Source organism: Streptomyces sp. a15, from assembly GCF_059026085.1.
Map to the genome: position 1 here is coordinate 32676 of NZ_JBWLKM010000016.1, position 13942 is coordinate 46617.

Here is a 13942-nt window from a genome sequence, read left to right on the forward strand (position 1 = left end):
ACTCAGCGGCCCGGACACGGTGGACGCGCGGGGGCGCCCATCGCGTTCTGGAGCGGGGCGTGGTGCTGGAGGCGCCGCCGGTCCCGGTGCTGGGCTTCGCGCGACCGCCAAGTGTCGCCGCTCAACGGAAACGGCCCGCAAACTCGTCGATGCCGACCGGCCGTTCAGCCTCGACGCCTGTGACGACCATGCGACCGGTCACCAGCGTGCCCGCACCGCTCACTGCCAGTCCTCCGGGCGCTCCACCTGCTCCAGGCGCAGGATCGGCCCGCTGCGGCTGTAGCGGCGGATCTGCGGCAGGGGCGGGTAGTAGGCGTGGACGGAGATCGCGTGGTGCTCGGTGGACTCGTTGAGGACCTCGTGGACGTGGTGGCGGCCGAAGGCGCGCCCCTGTCCGGCCGGCAGCCGACGCTCCCGGTCCACGTCCTCGGTCAGTTCCAGCGTCTTCCAGCCGTCGGTGGGCAGCCGGGCGGCGAGCGAGTTCTCCTTGAGCTCACCGGAGGCGGTGAGGAAGGCGCCGACCGATTCGGCGTGGTCGTGCCAGCCGGTGCCGGTGCCCGGCGGCCAGCCGATCAACCAGGCCTCGCTGCCGCCCGGCCCTTCCAGCCGCACCCACGTACGGCCCTCCGGGTCGAGCGGGAGCGAGTTGATCAGCTCGGAGTCGGCGGCCGTACGCCGCACGAATTCGAGGAGGTCCGCCTGCGTGGGCACGGAAACGGCGGAACCGGAGGAGACAACGGGGGAGGGGGAGGCAGACACGGGCACCGTCCTGAAGAGCGTTCGCGTGAAGCGCGCGTCAACGCAGAAGCGGCGCGCGCCAAGAGTGAGGTGGAATGCGAATTCAGCAGGACGGGCGACACATGCAGCCCGCATAGCGGACCAGGTCCACATGGACCTTCCGCCACAGGTGCACACAGGTGTCGGTCACGATCCGGAGTACACCATGGCGGTGTGGGGCGGTCAACTCACTGTCACAATGTGGACGCTCGGTGACAGTGAGCACAAACAGGTCAACGGGAGCCGGCACCCGCCCCGGCTTCCGCTTCGGCGCGCGCGGGCCCGCCCAGCGCCGCCTCGGCCGCCGCGTACAGGTCGGCCGGCCGGACCCCGGTCAGCGCTGTGACGAGATGACCGTCGGGCCGTACGAGAAGGACGGTGTGCGGGGCCGCGCCCGGGTACTCCTCGGCGACCAGCAGTTCGGCGGTGTGCGGCAGCGCGGTCACCGCCGCCGCGAGGCGGGGCATGATCCCGGCGGTCACCCAGTGCTTGCGTTCCCACACGCCGGTGCCCGGCGCGATCAGCAGGACGAGCAGTGCGCCGCGACCGAGGCGGTCCCGCAGTCGTACGAAGGAGCCGTCCTCGGCCGTCACCCGCACATCGGTGACCGGTGCGCCGGGCGCCGTGTCGACGAGGGCTTCTCCTTCGAGGTGCCGGGGTGCGAGCGGCGAGTCGGCGTACGCCCCGGGCGCACCGAGCGGGCCGCGCCCCAAGTGACCGTCCGTGAGCAGTGCGTCGTGGCCGCGAGCCGAGCCGGGGACGTACCCGCGCAGGCCCCCGCCCCCGCGCAGCAGCGGCAGTGCCTGGTCGGCGGCGCGCAGCCGGCCGGCGACGACCGCGCGCCGCTCCGCCTGGTAGCTGTCGAGCAGCGCCTCGTGCGGCCCGTGGTGCCAGGCCAACGCCAGCTTCCACGCGAGGTTGTCGGCGTCCTTGAGCCCCTCGTCGAGGCCCTGGGTGCCGAGCGCGCCGAGCAGGTGCGCCGCGTCCCCGGCGAGGAAGACCCGGCCGGCGCGCCAGCGGCGGGCCAACCGGTGGTGGACGATGTGGACCCCGGTGTCGAGGAGTTCGTACGGCGGTGTCGAGCCGCCCGTCCAGCCGGCCAGGGTCTCCCGGACGCGGGCCACCAGCAGTTCCGGCGTGACCAGGTCCTTGCCGGGCGGCAGCAGCCAGTCGAGGCGCCAGACCCCGTCCGGCAGGGGGCGGCCGGTGATCTCGCCGGCCGAGGGGCCGGTCGTACGCCAGGGCGGCATCCGGTGGAGCAACGCCTGGTCGGGCCAGGGGAGTTCCGTGCGCAGGGCGGCCACGGCGTGCCGCTCCACCGCCGTACGGCCCGGGAAGCGGATGTCCTGGAGTTTGCGCACCGTCGAGCGCGGGCCGTCGCAGGCGACCAGGTAACTGCCGCGCCACCAGGTGCCCTTGGGGCCGCGGGTGTGGACCGTGACGGCGGATGGTTCCTGCTCGATGCCGTCGAGGCGGCTTTCCACCGCGATCTTGACGAGGCGTTCGCCGGCGAGGGCGGCGCGCAGGGCGCCGGTCAGCACGTGCTGGGCGATGTGCAGGGGAGCGGGACCGGCATCGCCCTCGGCGTCGGTGTCGTCCCCGAACGTGACCTCGCGCATCACCTGCTTGCGCCGCATCGACCGCCATCCGGCCCAGTGGACGCCGACGTCCGCAAGGGGGATGCCGGTCAGCCGCTCCATCAGCGCGGCCGTGTCCTCGCGCAGCACGACCGTGCGTGCGAGGCGGGGTTCGTCCTTGCCCGGGCCCTCGTCCAGGACCACGGACGGCACCTCCTGGCGGGCCAGAGCCAGGGCGAGCGTCAGCCCGACGGGCCCCGCACCGACGATGATCACCGGGTCCACGGCGCGGCGCCCCCTGCCCGCAGTGGTGTCCTCAGGGACGTACGTGAACAGGAGGTTGGAGCAGGGTGCACGATCACAGAACGTATGCAACCCATTGCCGGTGCTTGCGTCAAGTGACGGAGGCAGTGGTGATCACGCCACTGCCTCCGTGTCGTTCATGTCGCTTGACTGATCATCAGATCGATCCGCCGGCACCGGTTCCGTAGGCGCCCCTGATCTCGGCGGCGTTGATCTCGTCCACGTCCTTCCCGCCGAGGACTGCCCCCGTGCTCCGCTTGCTGCGCCGCAGCCTCTTCTCCAGCCAGCTCGCGAAGGTGGTGAGGATGAAGTTGAGCACGATGTAGATGACCGCCACCACGACGAAGCTTTGAACGACGTTGGCGTAGTTGGCAGCGAGTGTGCCGCGCGTGTTGAGCAGCTCGGTGAACCCGATCATCACGCCGCCCAGTGCGGTGTCCTTCACGATGACCACGAGCTGGCTGACGATGGCCGGCAGCATCGCCGTGACGGCCTGCGGCAGCAGGACGTTGGTCATCGTCTGGCCCTTGCGCAGGCCGATCGCCATCGCGGCCTCGGACTGGCCCTTGGGCAGGGACAGGATGCCGGCCCGGACGATCTCGGCGAGGACGGACGCGTTGTAGAGCACCAGGCCGGTGACGACCGCGTAGAGGGGCCGCTGTTCGCTGGTGACGTTCGTGTAGCGGTCGTAGAACTCGTTGGCGAACAGCATCAGCAGCAGGACCGGGATCGCCCGGAAGAACTCGACCACCGCGGCGGCCGGACCTCGCACCCACCGGTGGTCGGAGAGGCGCGAGATACCGAAGAGCGCGCCCAGCGGAAGGGCGATCAGCATGGCCAGTGACGCGGCCTTCAGCGTGTCGCCGAGGCCCGGCAGCAGATACGTCGTCCAGGCCTGGGACTCGGTGAACGGCTTCCACAGGGCCCACCTCAGCTGGCCCTTGTCGTCCATGGTCTGCCAGACCCACCACAGGAGCAGGGCGAGCAGGACGAAGAAGACCACCGAGAGGAGCACGTTGCGCCGCTTGGCGCGGGGCCCCGGTGTGTCGTAGAGAACGGAGCTCATCGCTTCACCGCCAGTCGCTTGCTCAGCCAGCCCAGGATGAGGCCGGTCGGGAGGGTCAGCACCACGAACCCGAATGCGAAGACGGCGCCGATGAGCAGCGTCTGCGCCTCGTTCTCGATCATTTCCTTCATCAGGAGGGCGGCCTCGGCCACGCCGATCGCGGCCGCCACGGTCGTGTTCTTGGTCAGGGCGATCAGCACATTGGCCAGCGGGCCGATCACCGAACGGAAGGCCTGCGGCAGGATGATCAGCCGCAGCGTCTGGGTGAAGTTCAGCCCGATGGCACGGGCCGCCTCGGCCTGTCCGAGTGGCACCGTGTTGATGCCGGAACGAATCGCCTCGCAGACGAAGGCCGCGGTGTAGGCGGCGAGACCGAGGACCGCCAGGCGGAAGTACCGGACCTCGAAGTCGGACGTCCCCATCGTCACTCGGAAGATGTCGGAGAGGCCGAGCGAGGTGAAGACGATGATGACGGTCAGGGGGATGTTCCGGACGATGTTGACGTAGGCCGTGCCGAACCCACGCATGAGTGGCACCGGGCTGACCCGCATCGCGGCCAGGAGGGTGCCCCAGACCAGGGAGCCGACGCCGGAGAGGACGGTGAGCTGTACCGTCGTCCAGAAGGCGCCCCAGATGCTCGGGTCGTCATAGTCTGAAAGAAAGTCGAACACGATTTCCCGCGCTTCCGGGTGTGTGGCGTACGTGGACAGCGCGGCGTGCCGCCGCCTTGATCGCAGTCGGCGACGGCACGCCCGTGAACCCTCGTGCTACTTGACGATGTTGCCGATCTTCGGCGCGGGCTCGTTCTTGTAGTTGGCCGGACCGAAGTTCTCCTGGACCGCCTTGTCCCAGGACTTGTCGCTGACCATCTTCTCCAGGGCCGCGTTGATCTTGTTGACGGTCTCGGTGTCGCCCTTCTTCACGCCGATACCGTAGTTCTCGTTGCTCAGCTTGAGTCCGGCGAGCTTGAACTGACCCTTGTACTGCTCCTGCGCGGCGAAGCCGGCAAGGATCGAGTCGTCCGTGGTCAACGCGTCCACGGCGCCGCTCTGCAGAGCTGCGATGCACTCCGAGTAGCCGCCCCTCTCGGTGAGGTTGGCCTTCGGAGCGAAGTCGTTCTTGACGTTCTGCGCCGACGTGGAGCCTGTCACCGAACACAGGTTCTCGCCATTGAGATCCGTGGCCTCGGTGATGTCCGAGTCGGCCTTGACCAGCAGGTCCTGGTGGGCCAGCAGGTACGGCCCGGCGAAGTCGACCTTCTGCGCGCGCTCGTCGTTGATCGAGTACGTGGCCGCGATGAACTTCACGTCGCCACGGGCGAGCGCGTTCTCGCGGTCCGCGCTCTTGGTCTCGACGAACTCGATCTGGTCGGGCTCGTAGCCGAGCTCCTTGGCCACGTACGTGGCCACGTCGACGTCGAAACCGGAGAAGGAGCCGTCGGGCTCCTTCAGGCCGAGACCCGGCTGGTCGTACTTGATGCCGACCTTGATCTTGTCGCCGCCACCGGAACCCGAGCCGGTGTCGCCACTGTCGTTGTCGTCGCCTCCACATGCGGTCGCGGTCAGAGCGAGGACGAGCGCGGTGGCCGCCGCGGCGGAGGCCTTGCGGAGCTTCATGGTGAACATCCTTTGTGTGGTGAGGAGAATGCCGACGTTGCGGGTGACACCGCACTCAGTGATGCGGGCGTGTCACGGGTGCGGATGCGTCAGTGGTGCAGGATCTTCGACAGGAAGTCCTTGGCGCGGTCGCTGCGCGGGTTGCTGAAGAACTGGTCCGGCACAGCTTCTTCGACGATCCGGCCGTCCGCCATGAACACCACCCGGTTCGCGGCCGAACGGGCGAACCCCATCTCGTGGGTGACGACGATCATGGTCATACCGTCCCGGGCCAGCTGCTGCATGACCTCTAGAACCTCGTTGATCATCTCCGGGTCGAGCGCCGACGTGGGCTCGTCGAAGAGCATGACCTTGGGGTCCATGGCCAGAGCGCGCGCGATGGCGACACGCTGCTGCTGGCCGCCGGAGAGCTGTGCGGGGTACTTGTCGGCCTGGTTGGCGACGCCGACCCGGTCAAGTAGGCCCCGGGCCTTCTCCTCGGCCTGCTTCTTGTCCATCTTGCGGACCTTGATCTGGCCCAGCATGACGTTCTCGAGCACCGTCTTGTGCGCGAACAGGTTGAAGGACTGGAAGACCATTCCCACGTCGGCACGCAACCGGGCCAGAGCCTTGCCCTCCTGGGGCAGCGGCTTGCCGTCGATGGCGATCGTGCCGGAGTCGATCGTCTCCAGGCGGTTGATGGCGCGGCACAGGGTGGACTTTCCGGACCCGGAGGGTCCGATGACCACGACAACCTCGCCGCGGGCGATCGTCAGATCGATGTCCTGGAGAACGTGCAACGCGCCGAAATGCTTGTTGACGCTCTTCAGGACGACCAGATCTCCGGTCGCGGCCACATCTTCCTTGGCCACCGATACTTCGGTCATCGCTCTAAGGCTCCGTCCTCCTCGGTTTCGGAGGACAGTAGTAACCACTCGCGACCAGCGTCATTACATCTGAGGGGAATCTGAGGATCACGATCCGATAGCAATCGGACACGTGTCGTAGCACTTGCGAGCTGGGCGCGTATCGGCGGGGTAACGGAAGCAACGCGCAACCGGAACCCTCTTGACGCCGTCCTCTTCCATCAGCGTGACTGCCATGTGTGCACGCGCGCGTGCACACGTCTTTGTACACATCCTGATCGTACGTCGGATGAACCGAAGGGGGCCCGGATGCGACTGCTCCTCGTCGAGGACGACAACCATGTGGCAGCCGCCCTGTCCGCGGTCCTCGCGCGGCACGGTTTCGACGTCACTCATGCCCGCAGCGGCGAGGAGGCCCTGCAGGCCCTCGTCCCGGAAGGCGCCGGCTTCGGCGTCGTCCTCCTCGACCTGGGGCTGCCCGACCAGGACGGCTACGAGGTCTGCGGCAAGATCCGCAAGCGCACCAGCATCCCGGTGATCATGGTCACCGCGCGCTCCGACGTCCGCTCCCGCATCCACGGCCTCAACCTCGGCGCCGATGACTACGTGGTGAAGCCGTACGACACCGGAGAGCTGCTCGCCCGCATCCACGCCGTGGCCCGGCGCACCGTCCACGAGGACGCGCCGGGGGCGAGCGAGACCGCGCTGCGTCTGGGCCCGGTGCACATCGAACTGCCCACCCGCCAGGTCAGCGTGGACGGTTCGGTCGTCCAGCTGACCCGCAAGGAGTTCGATCTGCTCGCCCTGCTGGCCCAGCGCCCCGGCGTGGTCTTCCGCCGGGAGCAGATCATCAGCGAGGTGTGGCGGACCAGCTGGGAGGGGACCGGCCGGACCCTGGAGGTGCACGTGGCGTCCCTGCGCGCCAAGCTGCGCATGCCGGCCCTGATCGAAACCGTACGCGGCGTGGGCTACCGGCTCGTCGCCCCGGGCGCGTAGCGGGGCCGGGTGCGCACACGTCTGCTCCCGCTGCTCATCATCCTGATGGCGGCCGTGCTGCTCGCTCTGGGCATCCCGCTCGCCGTCAGCGTGGCCGCGGCCCAGCAGCAGAAGGTGGTCGTCGACCGGATCGACGACACGGCACGTTTCGCGGCCCTCGCCCAGTACGTCACCGACCCGCCCGGGGAATCGAACGAGCGCAAGGACACGCTGGGCATCGAGCTCACGAGCTACTACGACGTCTACGACATCCGGGCGGGCGTCTTCTACCGCAACGACACACCCATGGCCAAGGCGCCGTCGGCCTTCTTCCTCCCCAAGGAGGGCGAGGTCCGAGAGGCGTTCGACGAGGCGCTGCTCAGCCGGCGCAGCCACGACCCGAAGCAGGTGTGGCCCTGGCAGCGCAACCGCCTGGTCGTCGCCTCGCCGGTGATCCGGGACGGTGACGTCGTCGCGGTCGTCGTCACCGACTCGCCCACCGGGCAGATGCGTTCGCGGATCCTGCACGGCTGGCTGGTCATCGGTACGGGCGAGATCGCCGCGATGCTGCTGGCCGTGGGCGCCGCGCTACGGCTCACGGGCTGGGTCCTCAGGCCCGTACGCGTCCTCGACGCGACCACGCACGCGATCGCGAGCGGGGCCCTGAAGTCCCGGGTCGCGGCCGCCGGCGGGCCGCCGGAACTCAGACGCCTGGCCCGGTCGTTCAACGAGATGGCGGACAACGTCGAGGACGTGCTGGAGCAGCAGCGGGCCTTCGTCGCGGACGCCTCCCACCAGCTCCGCAACCCCCTCGCGGCGCTGCTGCTGCGCATCGAACTGCTCGCTTTCGAGCTCCCGGAGGGCAACCAGGAGATCGCCTCCGTCCAGGCCGAGGGCAAGCGTCTGGCGCACGTCCTGGACGACCTGCTCGACCTGGCCCTGGCCGAGCACGCCGAGGCGGACCTCAAGGTCACCGACATCGGTGCCCTGACCGCCGAGCGCGTCGCGGCCTGGACACCGACCGCCGAGGCCAAGGGCGTACGGCTGGCGGGCAGCTGCCCGGCCACCACCGCCTGGGCCGACCCGGTCACCCTCTCCAGCGCCCTGGACGCGGTGATCGACAACGCGGTGAAGTTCACGCCGAAGGACGAGACCGTCGAGGTCACGGTCGCCTCCGACGGCGGCACCTCCACCATCGTGGTCACCGACAACGGCCCCGGCCTGACCGACGAGGAACTCGCCCGCGTCGGCGACCGCTTCTGGCGCAGCGGCCGCCACCAGAACGTCAAGGGCTCCGGCCTCGGCCTGTCCATCTCCCGCGCCCTGCTCGCCGCGGGCGGCGGCTCGATCACTTTCGACCACCACGAACCGCACGGGCTGACCGTGACGGTACGGGTGCCGCGGTCGGGTCCGGCTGCGTGAGGTTCGGTACGATGGGATACGGCAGGTGGCTGAAACTCGCTGCGTCGTGTGGGGCACACGCGCGCCCGGTCTCGTGGTGATGCTTCCTGCGACGGCCCAAGAGACGTTCGTACGGCATCTGCGTGACGTGTCCTACGACGCGCGCGGCGTCGGCTACGGCTTGACCGAGCGGTAGTAACGCCGGGCGCCATCATGCAGGGCCAGCGGGTCCGTGTAGATCGCCGTGCGTACGTCGACCAGCTGGGCGGAGTGGACGTGGGCGCCGATGCCGTCCCGGCTGTCGAGCACGGTCCGTGTCACCCACTCGGTGAGCCTCGGGTCCATGTCCTTGCGTGTCATCAACAGGTTGGACACCGCGATCGTCGCCACCGTGGACCCGTTCTGGACCACGGGATAGGCCGACTCCGGCATGTTCGTGGCGCGGTAGTAGCGGGACGCGCCCCCCTGGTCGTGCAGCTTGGCGACGATGTCGGTGCCGATCGGCACGAACCGGAAGGCGTAGTCGGCGGACAACCTCTCCAGCCCGGCCGTCGGCAGTCCGCCCGACCAGAAGAACGCGTCGATCTCGCCCCGCTTGAGCCGGTCCGGGCCGGTGTCGATCCCGTCGGCCATCGGCGTGATGTCCTTCTTGGCGTCGATGTCGGCCGCCTTGAGCACCCGGTTGGCGATCAGCCGCACGCCCGAGTGGGGCAGCCCTATGGCCACGCGCTTGCCCTTGAGGTCCGCGACGGACCTGACGTCCGAGTCGCGCGGGACGACGAGCTGTACGTAGTCGTCGTACAGGCGGGCTACTCCGCGCAGCCGGTCGGCTCCGGTGCCCGTGTACGTCTGCACCGCGTCGGCCGCCGCGATCGTGAAGTCGGCCTTGCCGGTCGCCACGCGCGCGACGTTCTCCTGCGAGCCGTCACTCGTCAGCAGCCGCACGTTCAGGTTCGGCATGTCCTTGTCCAGCTCGGTGCGGAGCAGCCGTCCGTACTCCTGGTAGACGCCGGCCTTCGTCCCCGTGCTGAACGTGATCGTCCCGCTCGGCGGCGCATCGCCCAGGGGCAGCAGCCACCACAGCAGCAGCCCGAACGCGACGAACCCGGCGGCCGCGCCCTGCAGGGCCCGGCGCCTGCCGATACGGGGGAACACTCTGGACATGCGGGCGATCCTGCCAGCCGGGGCACGGTGCTGACCAGGGGCGGCGGTGCCGAAGGGGCGCCCTCGGGTTCACTGAGGGCGTTGTCCGAGGCGGTCGATAGGGTCGGTGTATGAGCTCCTCGCCCGTCGACCTGGTCCGTGAATTCCATCTCGCCGTCGGGCTCGCCGCCCGCAGTACGCCCACCGAGGTCTCGCCCGACCTGGCCGCCCATCGCGGTGAACTGCTCGCCGAGGAGGCCGCGGAGGTCGCCGAGGTGTCCGTCACCGGCCCGCTCGACCGGCTCGCACACGAACTCGCCGATGTCGTCTACGTCGCGTACGGCACGGCCCTCGTCCACGGCATCGACCTCGACGCGGTGATAGCCGAGATCCACCGCTCCAACATGACCAAGCGCGGCCCCGACGGCCGCGTAGCCCGCCGGGCCGACGGCAAGGTCCTCAAGGGCGACCATTACGAGGCACCGGACGTGGCGGGAGCGCTGCGCCGACAGGGGTGGGTGCCTGGCGGGGAGTGACAGGGCTGACGATTCAGACGGCCACACGTCCGACGTCGGCCTCCGTCGCCCGTGCCCCCACCAGGGCCCCGCCCGCACGCAGCCGACGGCTCAGTCCCCGCCCACCGAAGCACCCGCCTCCGCCTCGGCTGCCTCCCGCGACGAGGCCTCCCGGGTCTCCCGGCGGCCTTCGGCGCGGCGGGTCCACAAGGACGCCAGGGGCTCCGTGTAACGCGCGGTGAGAGGGCCGAGGACGACCAGGATGAGGACGTACGCCGTGGCCAGCGGGCCGAGGGACGGTTCGATGCCGGCGCTCACGGCCAGCCCCGCGATGACGATCGAGAACTCGCCGCGTGCCACCAGCGCGCCGCCGGTGCGCCAGCGGCCCTTGACGGAGATTCCGGCCCGCCGGGCCGCCCAGTACCCGGTGGCGATCTTCGTCGCGGCGGTGAGGACCGCCAGGGCGAGGGCGGGCAGTAGCACGGGCGGGATGCTGGCCGGGTCGGTGTGGAGCCCGAAGAAGACGAAGAAGACGGCGGCGAACAGGTCCCGCAAGGGGCTCAGCAGCGTGTGCGCACCCTCCGCGACCTCCCCGGACAGCGCGATGCCGACCAGGAACGCGCCCACCGCGGCGGACACCTGGAGCTGCTGGGCGATGCCCGCCACCAGGATCGTCAGGCCCAGCACGACCAGCAGCAGCTTCTCCGGGTCGTCGCTGGAGACGAACCGGGAGATCAGCCGGCCGTAGCGCACCGCCACGAACAGGACGAGCCCCGCCGCGCCCAGCGCGATCGCCAGGGTCACGCTCCCGGCGAGCAGCCCGGCGCCGGCCACCAGCGCGGTGACGATGGGCAGGTACACGGCCATCGCCAGGTCCTCGAGGACGAGGACGCTGAGGATCACCGGCGTCTCCCGGTTGCCCACCCGGCCCAGGTCGCCGAGCACCTTCGCGATCACGCCGGACGACGAGATCCAGGTGACGCCGGCCAGCACCACCGCGGCCACCGGCCCCCAGCCCAGCAGCAGCGCCGCGGCCGCGCCCGGAAGGGCGTTGAGCGCGCAGTCGACGAGACCGGACGGGTAGTGGGACTTGAGGTTGGTGATCAGATCGCCGGCCGTGTACTCCAGGCCGAGCATCAGCAGCAGCAGGATGACGCCGATCTCGGCGCCGGTCGCGACGAACTCCTCGCTGGCCCCGAGCGGCAGCAGCCCGCCCTCGCCGAAGGCCAGTCCGGCGAGCAGGTACAGCGGGATGGGGGAGAGCCGGAAGCGAGCGGCGAACCGGCCCAGCAGGCCGAGGGCGAGAATGATGGAACCGAACTCGATCAACAGAACCGCGGAGTGCACCGGTTCACTCCCGACCGAGTATCGTCGCGGCGGCGTCGACGCCCTCACGGGTGCCGATCACGATGAGCGTGTCCCCGCCGACGAGCCGGAAGTCCGGCGCCGGCGAGGGAATCGCCTCCGCCCGCCGCAGCACAGCCACGACGGACGCGCCCGTCTCGGTCCGCATCCGGGTCTCGCCCAGCACCCGCCCGTTCCACCGCGAGCCCGCGGCGACCTCGACGCGCTCGGCGACCAGCCCCAGGTCCGAGGTGTAGAGCAGACTCGCACTGTGGTGGGACGGCTTGAGCGCGTCGATCAGCGCGCCCGCCTCGGAACCGGTCAGGCGCAGTGACTGGGCGCAGGAGTCGGGATCGTCGGCCCGGTACACGCTCACCGTGCGGGCACCGTCGCGGTGCGCCACCACGGACAGATGGCGGTCTTCCCGGGTGACGAGGTCGTACTGGACCCCGATACCCGGCAGCGGCGTCGCCCTCAGGCGTGGAGCAGACACGTTTCTTCCCCTTGCTCGTCGGTGCTTCGATGATCACGGTTGCCAACTCCGCATGCTCCCACTGCCCCGTACGGTGACGACATGGGTGTCGTCACGGATATACGAGGACGAAGGCGTGCGGCGAGGCTGGCTGCGACGGTGCGGCGCGCGGGTACCCGCGCGCCGCGCGCGAAGATGGGAAGGGGCGAGAAAGGGACCGTGTCGTTGTTCTGGCGGATCTTCTCGCTCAACGCCGTCGGCCTGATCACGGCCGCCGCACTGCTGCTGGGCCCGGTCACCGTGTCCACCCCCGTCCTGCCGGGCGAGGCGCTCGCGGTCGTGGTGGGCCTCGCCGCACTGCTGGCCGCCAACGCGCTCGTGCTGCGCATCGGCCTCGCCCCGCTCCAGCGGCTGGGCCGGGCCATGGCGACGGCCGACCTGCTGCGCCCCGGAGCCCGTGCCCCCGTCGCCGGGCCCGCGGAGACGGCCGCGCTCATCACGACGTACAACACGATGCTCGACCGGCTGGAGGCCGAACGCGCCGCCGGCGCCGCCCGCGCGCTCTCCGCCCAGGAACGCGAACGCCACCGCATCGCCCGCGAACTCCACGACGAGGTCGGCCAGACCCTGACCGCGGTCCTCCTCCAGCTCAAGCGCGTCGCCGACCGGGTGCCGGACGAGCTGCGCGAGGAGGTGGGCCAGGCGCAGGAGGCCACCCGGGCCGGCCTCGACGAGATCCGCCGCATCGCCCGCCGGCTGCGCCCCGGCGTCCTGGAGGAGCTCGGGCTGCCGAGCGCCCTGCGCTCCCTCGCGGCCGAGTTCACCACGCACGGACTGACCGTGCGCCACCACGTCCCCGGCGATCTGCCCCGGCTGACCGAGGAGTCCGAACTCGTGGTCTACCGCATCGCCCAGGAGGGACTCACCAACACCGCACGGCACGCCGCCGCCGACCGTGCGGAGGTGCGGCTGAGCCCGGTCACCGGCGGCGTCGAACTCCTCGTACGCGACGACGGCAAGGGCCTGGGCGGGGCACCGGAGGGCTCCGGCATCAGCGGCATGCGCGAACGTGCCCTCCTCATAGGCGCCGCGTTGTCCCTGGAACCCGCCCCGGGGCGGGGCACGGACATACGGCTGCGGATTCCGGCCGCGACCGCGGAGCGTCGCTGATGGCGCCCCGACCGCCGATGAAGACCCCGATCCGCGTCCTGCTCGCCGACGACCACACCCTCGTACGGAGAGGCGTGCGCCTCATCCTCGAGAATGAGCCGGACCTCACTGTCGTGGCCGAGGCCGGCGACGGGGCGGAGGCCGTCGAACTGGCACGCGCGCGGGACGTCGATCTGGCGGTCCTCGATGTCGCGATGCCCCGGATGACCGGCCTCCAGGCGGCCCGCGAACTCTCCCGCCGCCTGCCGGACCTGCGCATCCTCATCCTCACGATGTACGACAACGAGCAGTACTTCTTCGAGGCCCTCAAGGCAGGCGCCGGAGGCTACGTCCTGAAGTCCGTCGCCGACCGCGACCTCGTCGAGGCGTGCCGGGCGGCCGTACGGGACGAGCCGTTCATCTACCCGGGCGCGGAACGGGCCCTCGTCCGCTCCTACCTCGACCGCCTCCACCGGGGCGACGGTCTGCCCGAGCGGGCCATCACCGAGCGCGAGGAGGAGATCCTCAAGCTCGTCGCCGAGGGCCACACCTCGAAGGAGATCGGCGAACTCCTCTTCATCAGCGCCAAGACGGTCGAACGCCACCGCGCGAACCTGCTCCAGAAGCTGGGCATGCGCGACCGCCTGGAACTGACCCGGTACGCGATCCGGGCCGGCCTCATCGATCCCTGAGTCTGTCGGCTCATCACGGTCCGGTTCACCAGAACGTGTGGTGGGAGCCGATGAGCGGGGAACTGCG

Annotated in this window: 15 protein-coding genes; 5 read left to right on the forward strand and 10 right to left on the reverse strand. The window is 70.2% G+C overall.

Translation table 11 applies throughout. From position 1 onward, the window contains the following. Positions 1-219: 219 nt before the first annotated feature. The 7 genes from AC5P09_RS18710 to AC5P09_RS18740 all read right to left on the reverse strand — a co-directional run bounded on the left by AC5P09_RS18710 (position 220) and on the right by AC5P09_RS18740 (position 6205). Positions 220-759: a cupin domain-containing protein gene (locus AC5P09_RS18710; RefSeq protein ID WP_493874974.1), complete on the reverse strand. Its 540-nt coding sequence runs from the start codon at positions 757-759 to the stop codon at positions 220-222. Between the two features lie 82 nt (positions 760-841). Next, on the reverse strand, positions 842-1027 hold the full coding sequence (locus AC5P09_RS18715) for a putative leader peptide (RefSeq protein WP_493874975.1): 186 nt from the start codon (positions 1025-1027) through the stop codon (positions 842-844). Beyond that, entirely contained in the window at positions 1011-2639 is a 1629-nt protein-coding gene (locus AC5P09_RS18720; protein WP_493874976.1) for an FAD-dependent monooxygenase, read from the reverse strand. Before AC5P09_RS18720 ends, AC5P09_RS18715 begins: the two co-directional genes overlap by 17 nt. A gap of 175 nt (positions 2640-2814) precedes the next feature. Next, positions 2815-3723, reverse strand: a complete 909-nt coding sequence (locus tag AC5P09_RS18725; RefSeq protein WP_493874977.1) for an amino acid ABC transporter permease — start codon at positions 3721-3723, stop codon at positions 2815-2817. Next, the gene (locus AC5P09_RS18730; RefSeq protein ID WP_329336717.1) at positions 3720-4394 is read right to left on the reverse strand and encodes an amino acid ABC transporter permease; all 675 of its coding nucleotides are present in this window, start codon (positions 4392-4394) and stop codon (positions 3720-3722) included. Before AC5P09_RS18730 ends, AC5P09_RS18725 begins: the two co-directional genes overlap by 4 nt. A gap of 96 nt (positions 4395-4490) precedes the next feature. Beyond that, positions 4491-5339 carry a glutamate ABC transporter substrate-binding protein gene (locus AC5P09_RS18735; protein ID WP_493874978.1) on the reverse strand — a complete coding sequence of 283 codons (849 nt, stop codon included), beginning with the start codon at positions 5337-5339 and terminating at the stop codon, positions 4491-4493. Positions 5340-5428: 89 nt separating this feature from the next. After that, positions 5429-6205, reverse strand: a complete 777-nt coding sequence (locus AC5P09_RS18740) for an amino acid ABC transporter ATP-binding protein (protein ID WP_266432978.1) — start codon at positions 6203-6205, stop codon at positions 5429-5431. Between the two features lie 288 nt (positions 6206-6493). Here AC5P09_RS18740 and AC5P09_RS18745 point away from each other — a divergent pair, with 288 nt between their 5' ends. Both AC5P09_RS18745 and AC5P09_RS18750 read left to right on the forward strand, forming a co-directional pair. Further along, positions 6494-7180, forward strand: coding sequence for a response regulator transcription factor (locus tag AC5P09_RS18745; protein WP_266432976.1), 687 nt, complete (start codon positions 6494-6496; stop codon positions 7178-7180). Between the two features lie 9 nt (positions 7181-7189). Next, a complete protein-coding gene (locus AC5P09_RS18750) occupies positions 7190-8581 on the forward strand; it encodes a sensor histidine kinase (protein ID WP_493874979.1) in 1392 nt (463 codons plus the stop codon). Positions 8582-8734: 153 nt separating this feature from the next. Here the strand turns inward: AC5P09_RS18750 and AC5P09_RS18755 are convergent, their stop codons facing one another. After that, on the reverse strand, positions 8735-9724 hold the full coding sequence (locus AC5P09_RS18755) for a TAXI family TRAP transporter solute-binding subunit (protein WP_493874980.1): 990 nt from the start codon (positions 9722-9724) through the stop codon (positions 8735-8737). Positions 9725-9834: 110 nt separating this feature from the next. Here AC5P09_RS18755 and AC5P09_RS18760 point away from each other — a divergent pair, with 110 nt between their 5' ends. Then, positions 9835-10239 (forward strand): pyrophosphohydrolase domain-containing protein, encoded by a 405-nt coding sequence (locus tag AC5P09_RS18760; RefSeq protein WP_493874981.1) that lies wholly within the window; start codon positions 9835-9837, stop codon positions 10237-10239. A gap of 90 nt (positions 10240-10329) precedes the next feature. Here AC5P09_RS18760 and AC5P09_RS18765 read toward each other — a convergent pair whose 3' ends face one another. After that, positions 10330-11565: a cation:proton antiporter gene (locus AC5P09_RS18765; RefSeq protein WP_493874982.1), complete on the reverse strand. Its 1236-nt coding sequence runs from the start codon at positions 11563-11565 to the stop codon at positions 10330-10332. Between the two features lie 4 nt (positions 11566-11569). Next, complete coding sequence (locus tag AC5P09_RS18770; protein ID WP_266432967.1) at positions 11570-12055, reverse strand: cation:proton antiporter regulatory subunit; 486 nt, start codon at positions 12053-12055, stop codon at positions 11570-11572. Positions 12056-12253: 198 nt separating this feature from the next. Here AC5P09_RS18770 and AC5P09_RS18775 point away from each other — a divergent pair, with 198 nt between their 5' ends. After that, positions 12254-13204, forward strand: a complete 951-nt coding sequence (locus AC5P09_RS18775) for a sensor histidine kinase (RefSeq protein ID WP_493874983.1) — start codon at positions 12254-12256, stop codon at positions 13202-13204. 17 nt (positions 13205-13221) lie between these two features. Then, complete coding sequence (locus AC5P09_RS18780) at positions 13222-13875, forward strand: response regulator (protein ID WP_493875058.1); 654 nt, start codon at positions 13222-13224, stop codon at positions 13873-13875. The last annotated feature ends 67 nt before the right edge of the window (positions 13876-13942 follow it).

What these genes read in the sequence shown, in the direction of transcription:
- AC5P09_RS18725 (WP_493874977.1), bottom strand. Translation starts at nt 3,723, where the DNA reads ATGAGCTCCGTTCTCTACGACACACCGGGGCCCCGCGCCAAGCGGCGC.
- AC5P09_RS18735 (WP_493874978.1), bottom strand. Translation starts at nt 5,339, where the DNA reads ATGAAGCTCCGCAAGGCCTCCGCCGCGGCGGCCACCGCGCTCGTCCTC.
- AC5P09_RS18740 (WP_266432978.1), bottom strand. Translation starts at nt 6,205, where the DNA reads ATGACCGAAGTATCGGTGGCCAAGGAAGATGTGGCCGCGACCGGAGAT.
- AC5P09_RS18745 (WP_266432976.1), top strand. Translation starts at nt 6,494, where the DNA reads ATGCGACTGCTCCTCGTCGAGGACGACAACCATGTGGCAGCCGCCCTG.
- AC5P09_RS18755 (WP_493874980.1), bottom strand. Translation starts at nt 9,724, where the DNA reads ATGTCCAGAGTGTTCCCCCGTATCGGCAGGCGCCGGGCCCTGCAGGGC.
- AC5P09_RS18760 (WP_493874981.1), top strand. Translation starts at nt 9,835, where the DNA reads ATGAGCTCCTCGCCCGTCGACCTGGTCCGTGAATTCCATCTCGCCGTC.
- AC5P09_RS18780 (WP_493875058.1), top strand. Translation starts at nt 13,222, where the DNA reads ATGAAGACCCCGATCCGCGTCCTGCTCGCCGACGACCACACCCTCGTA.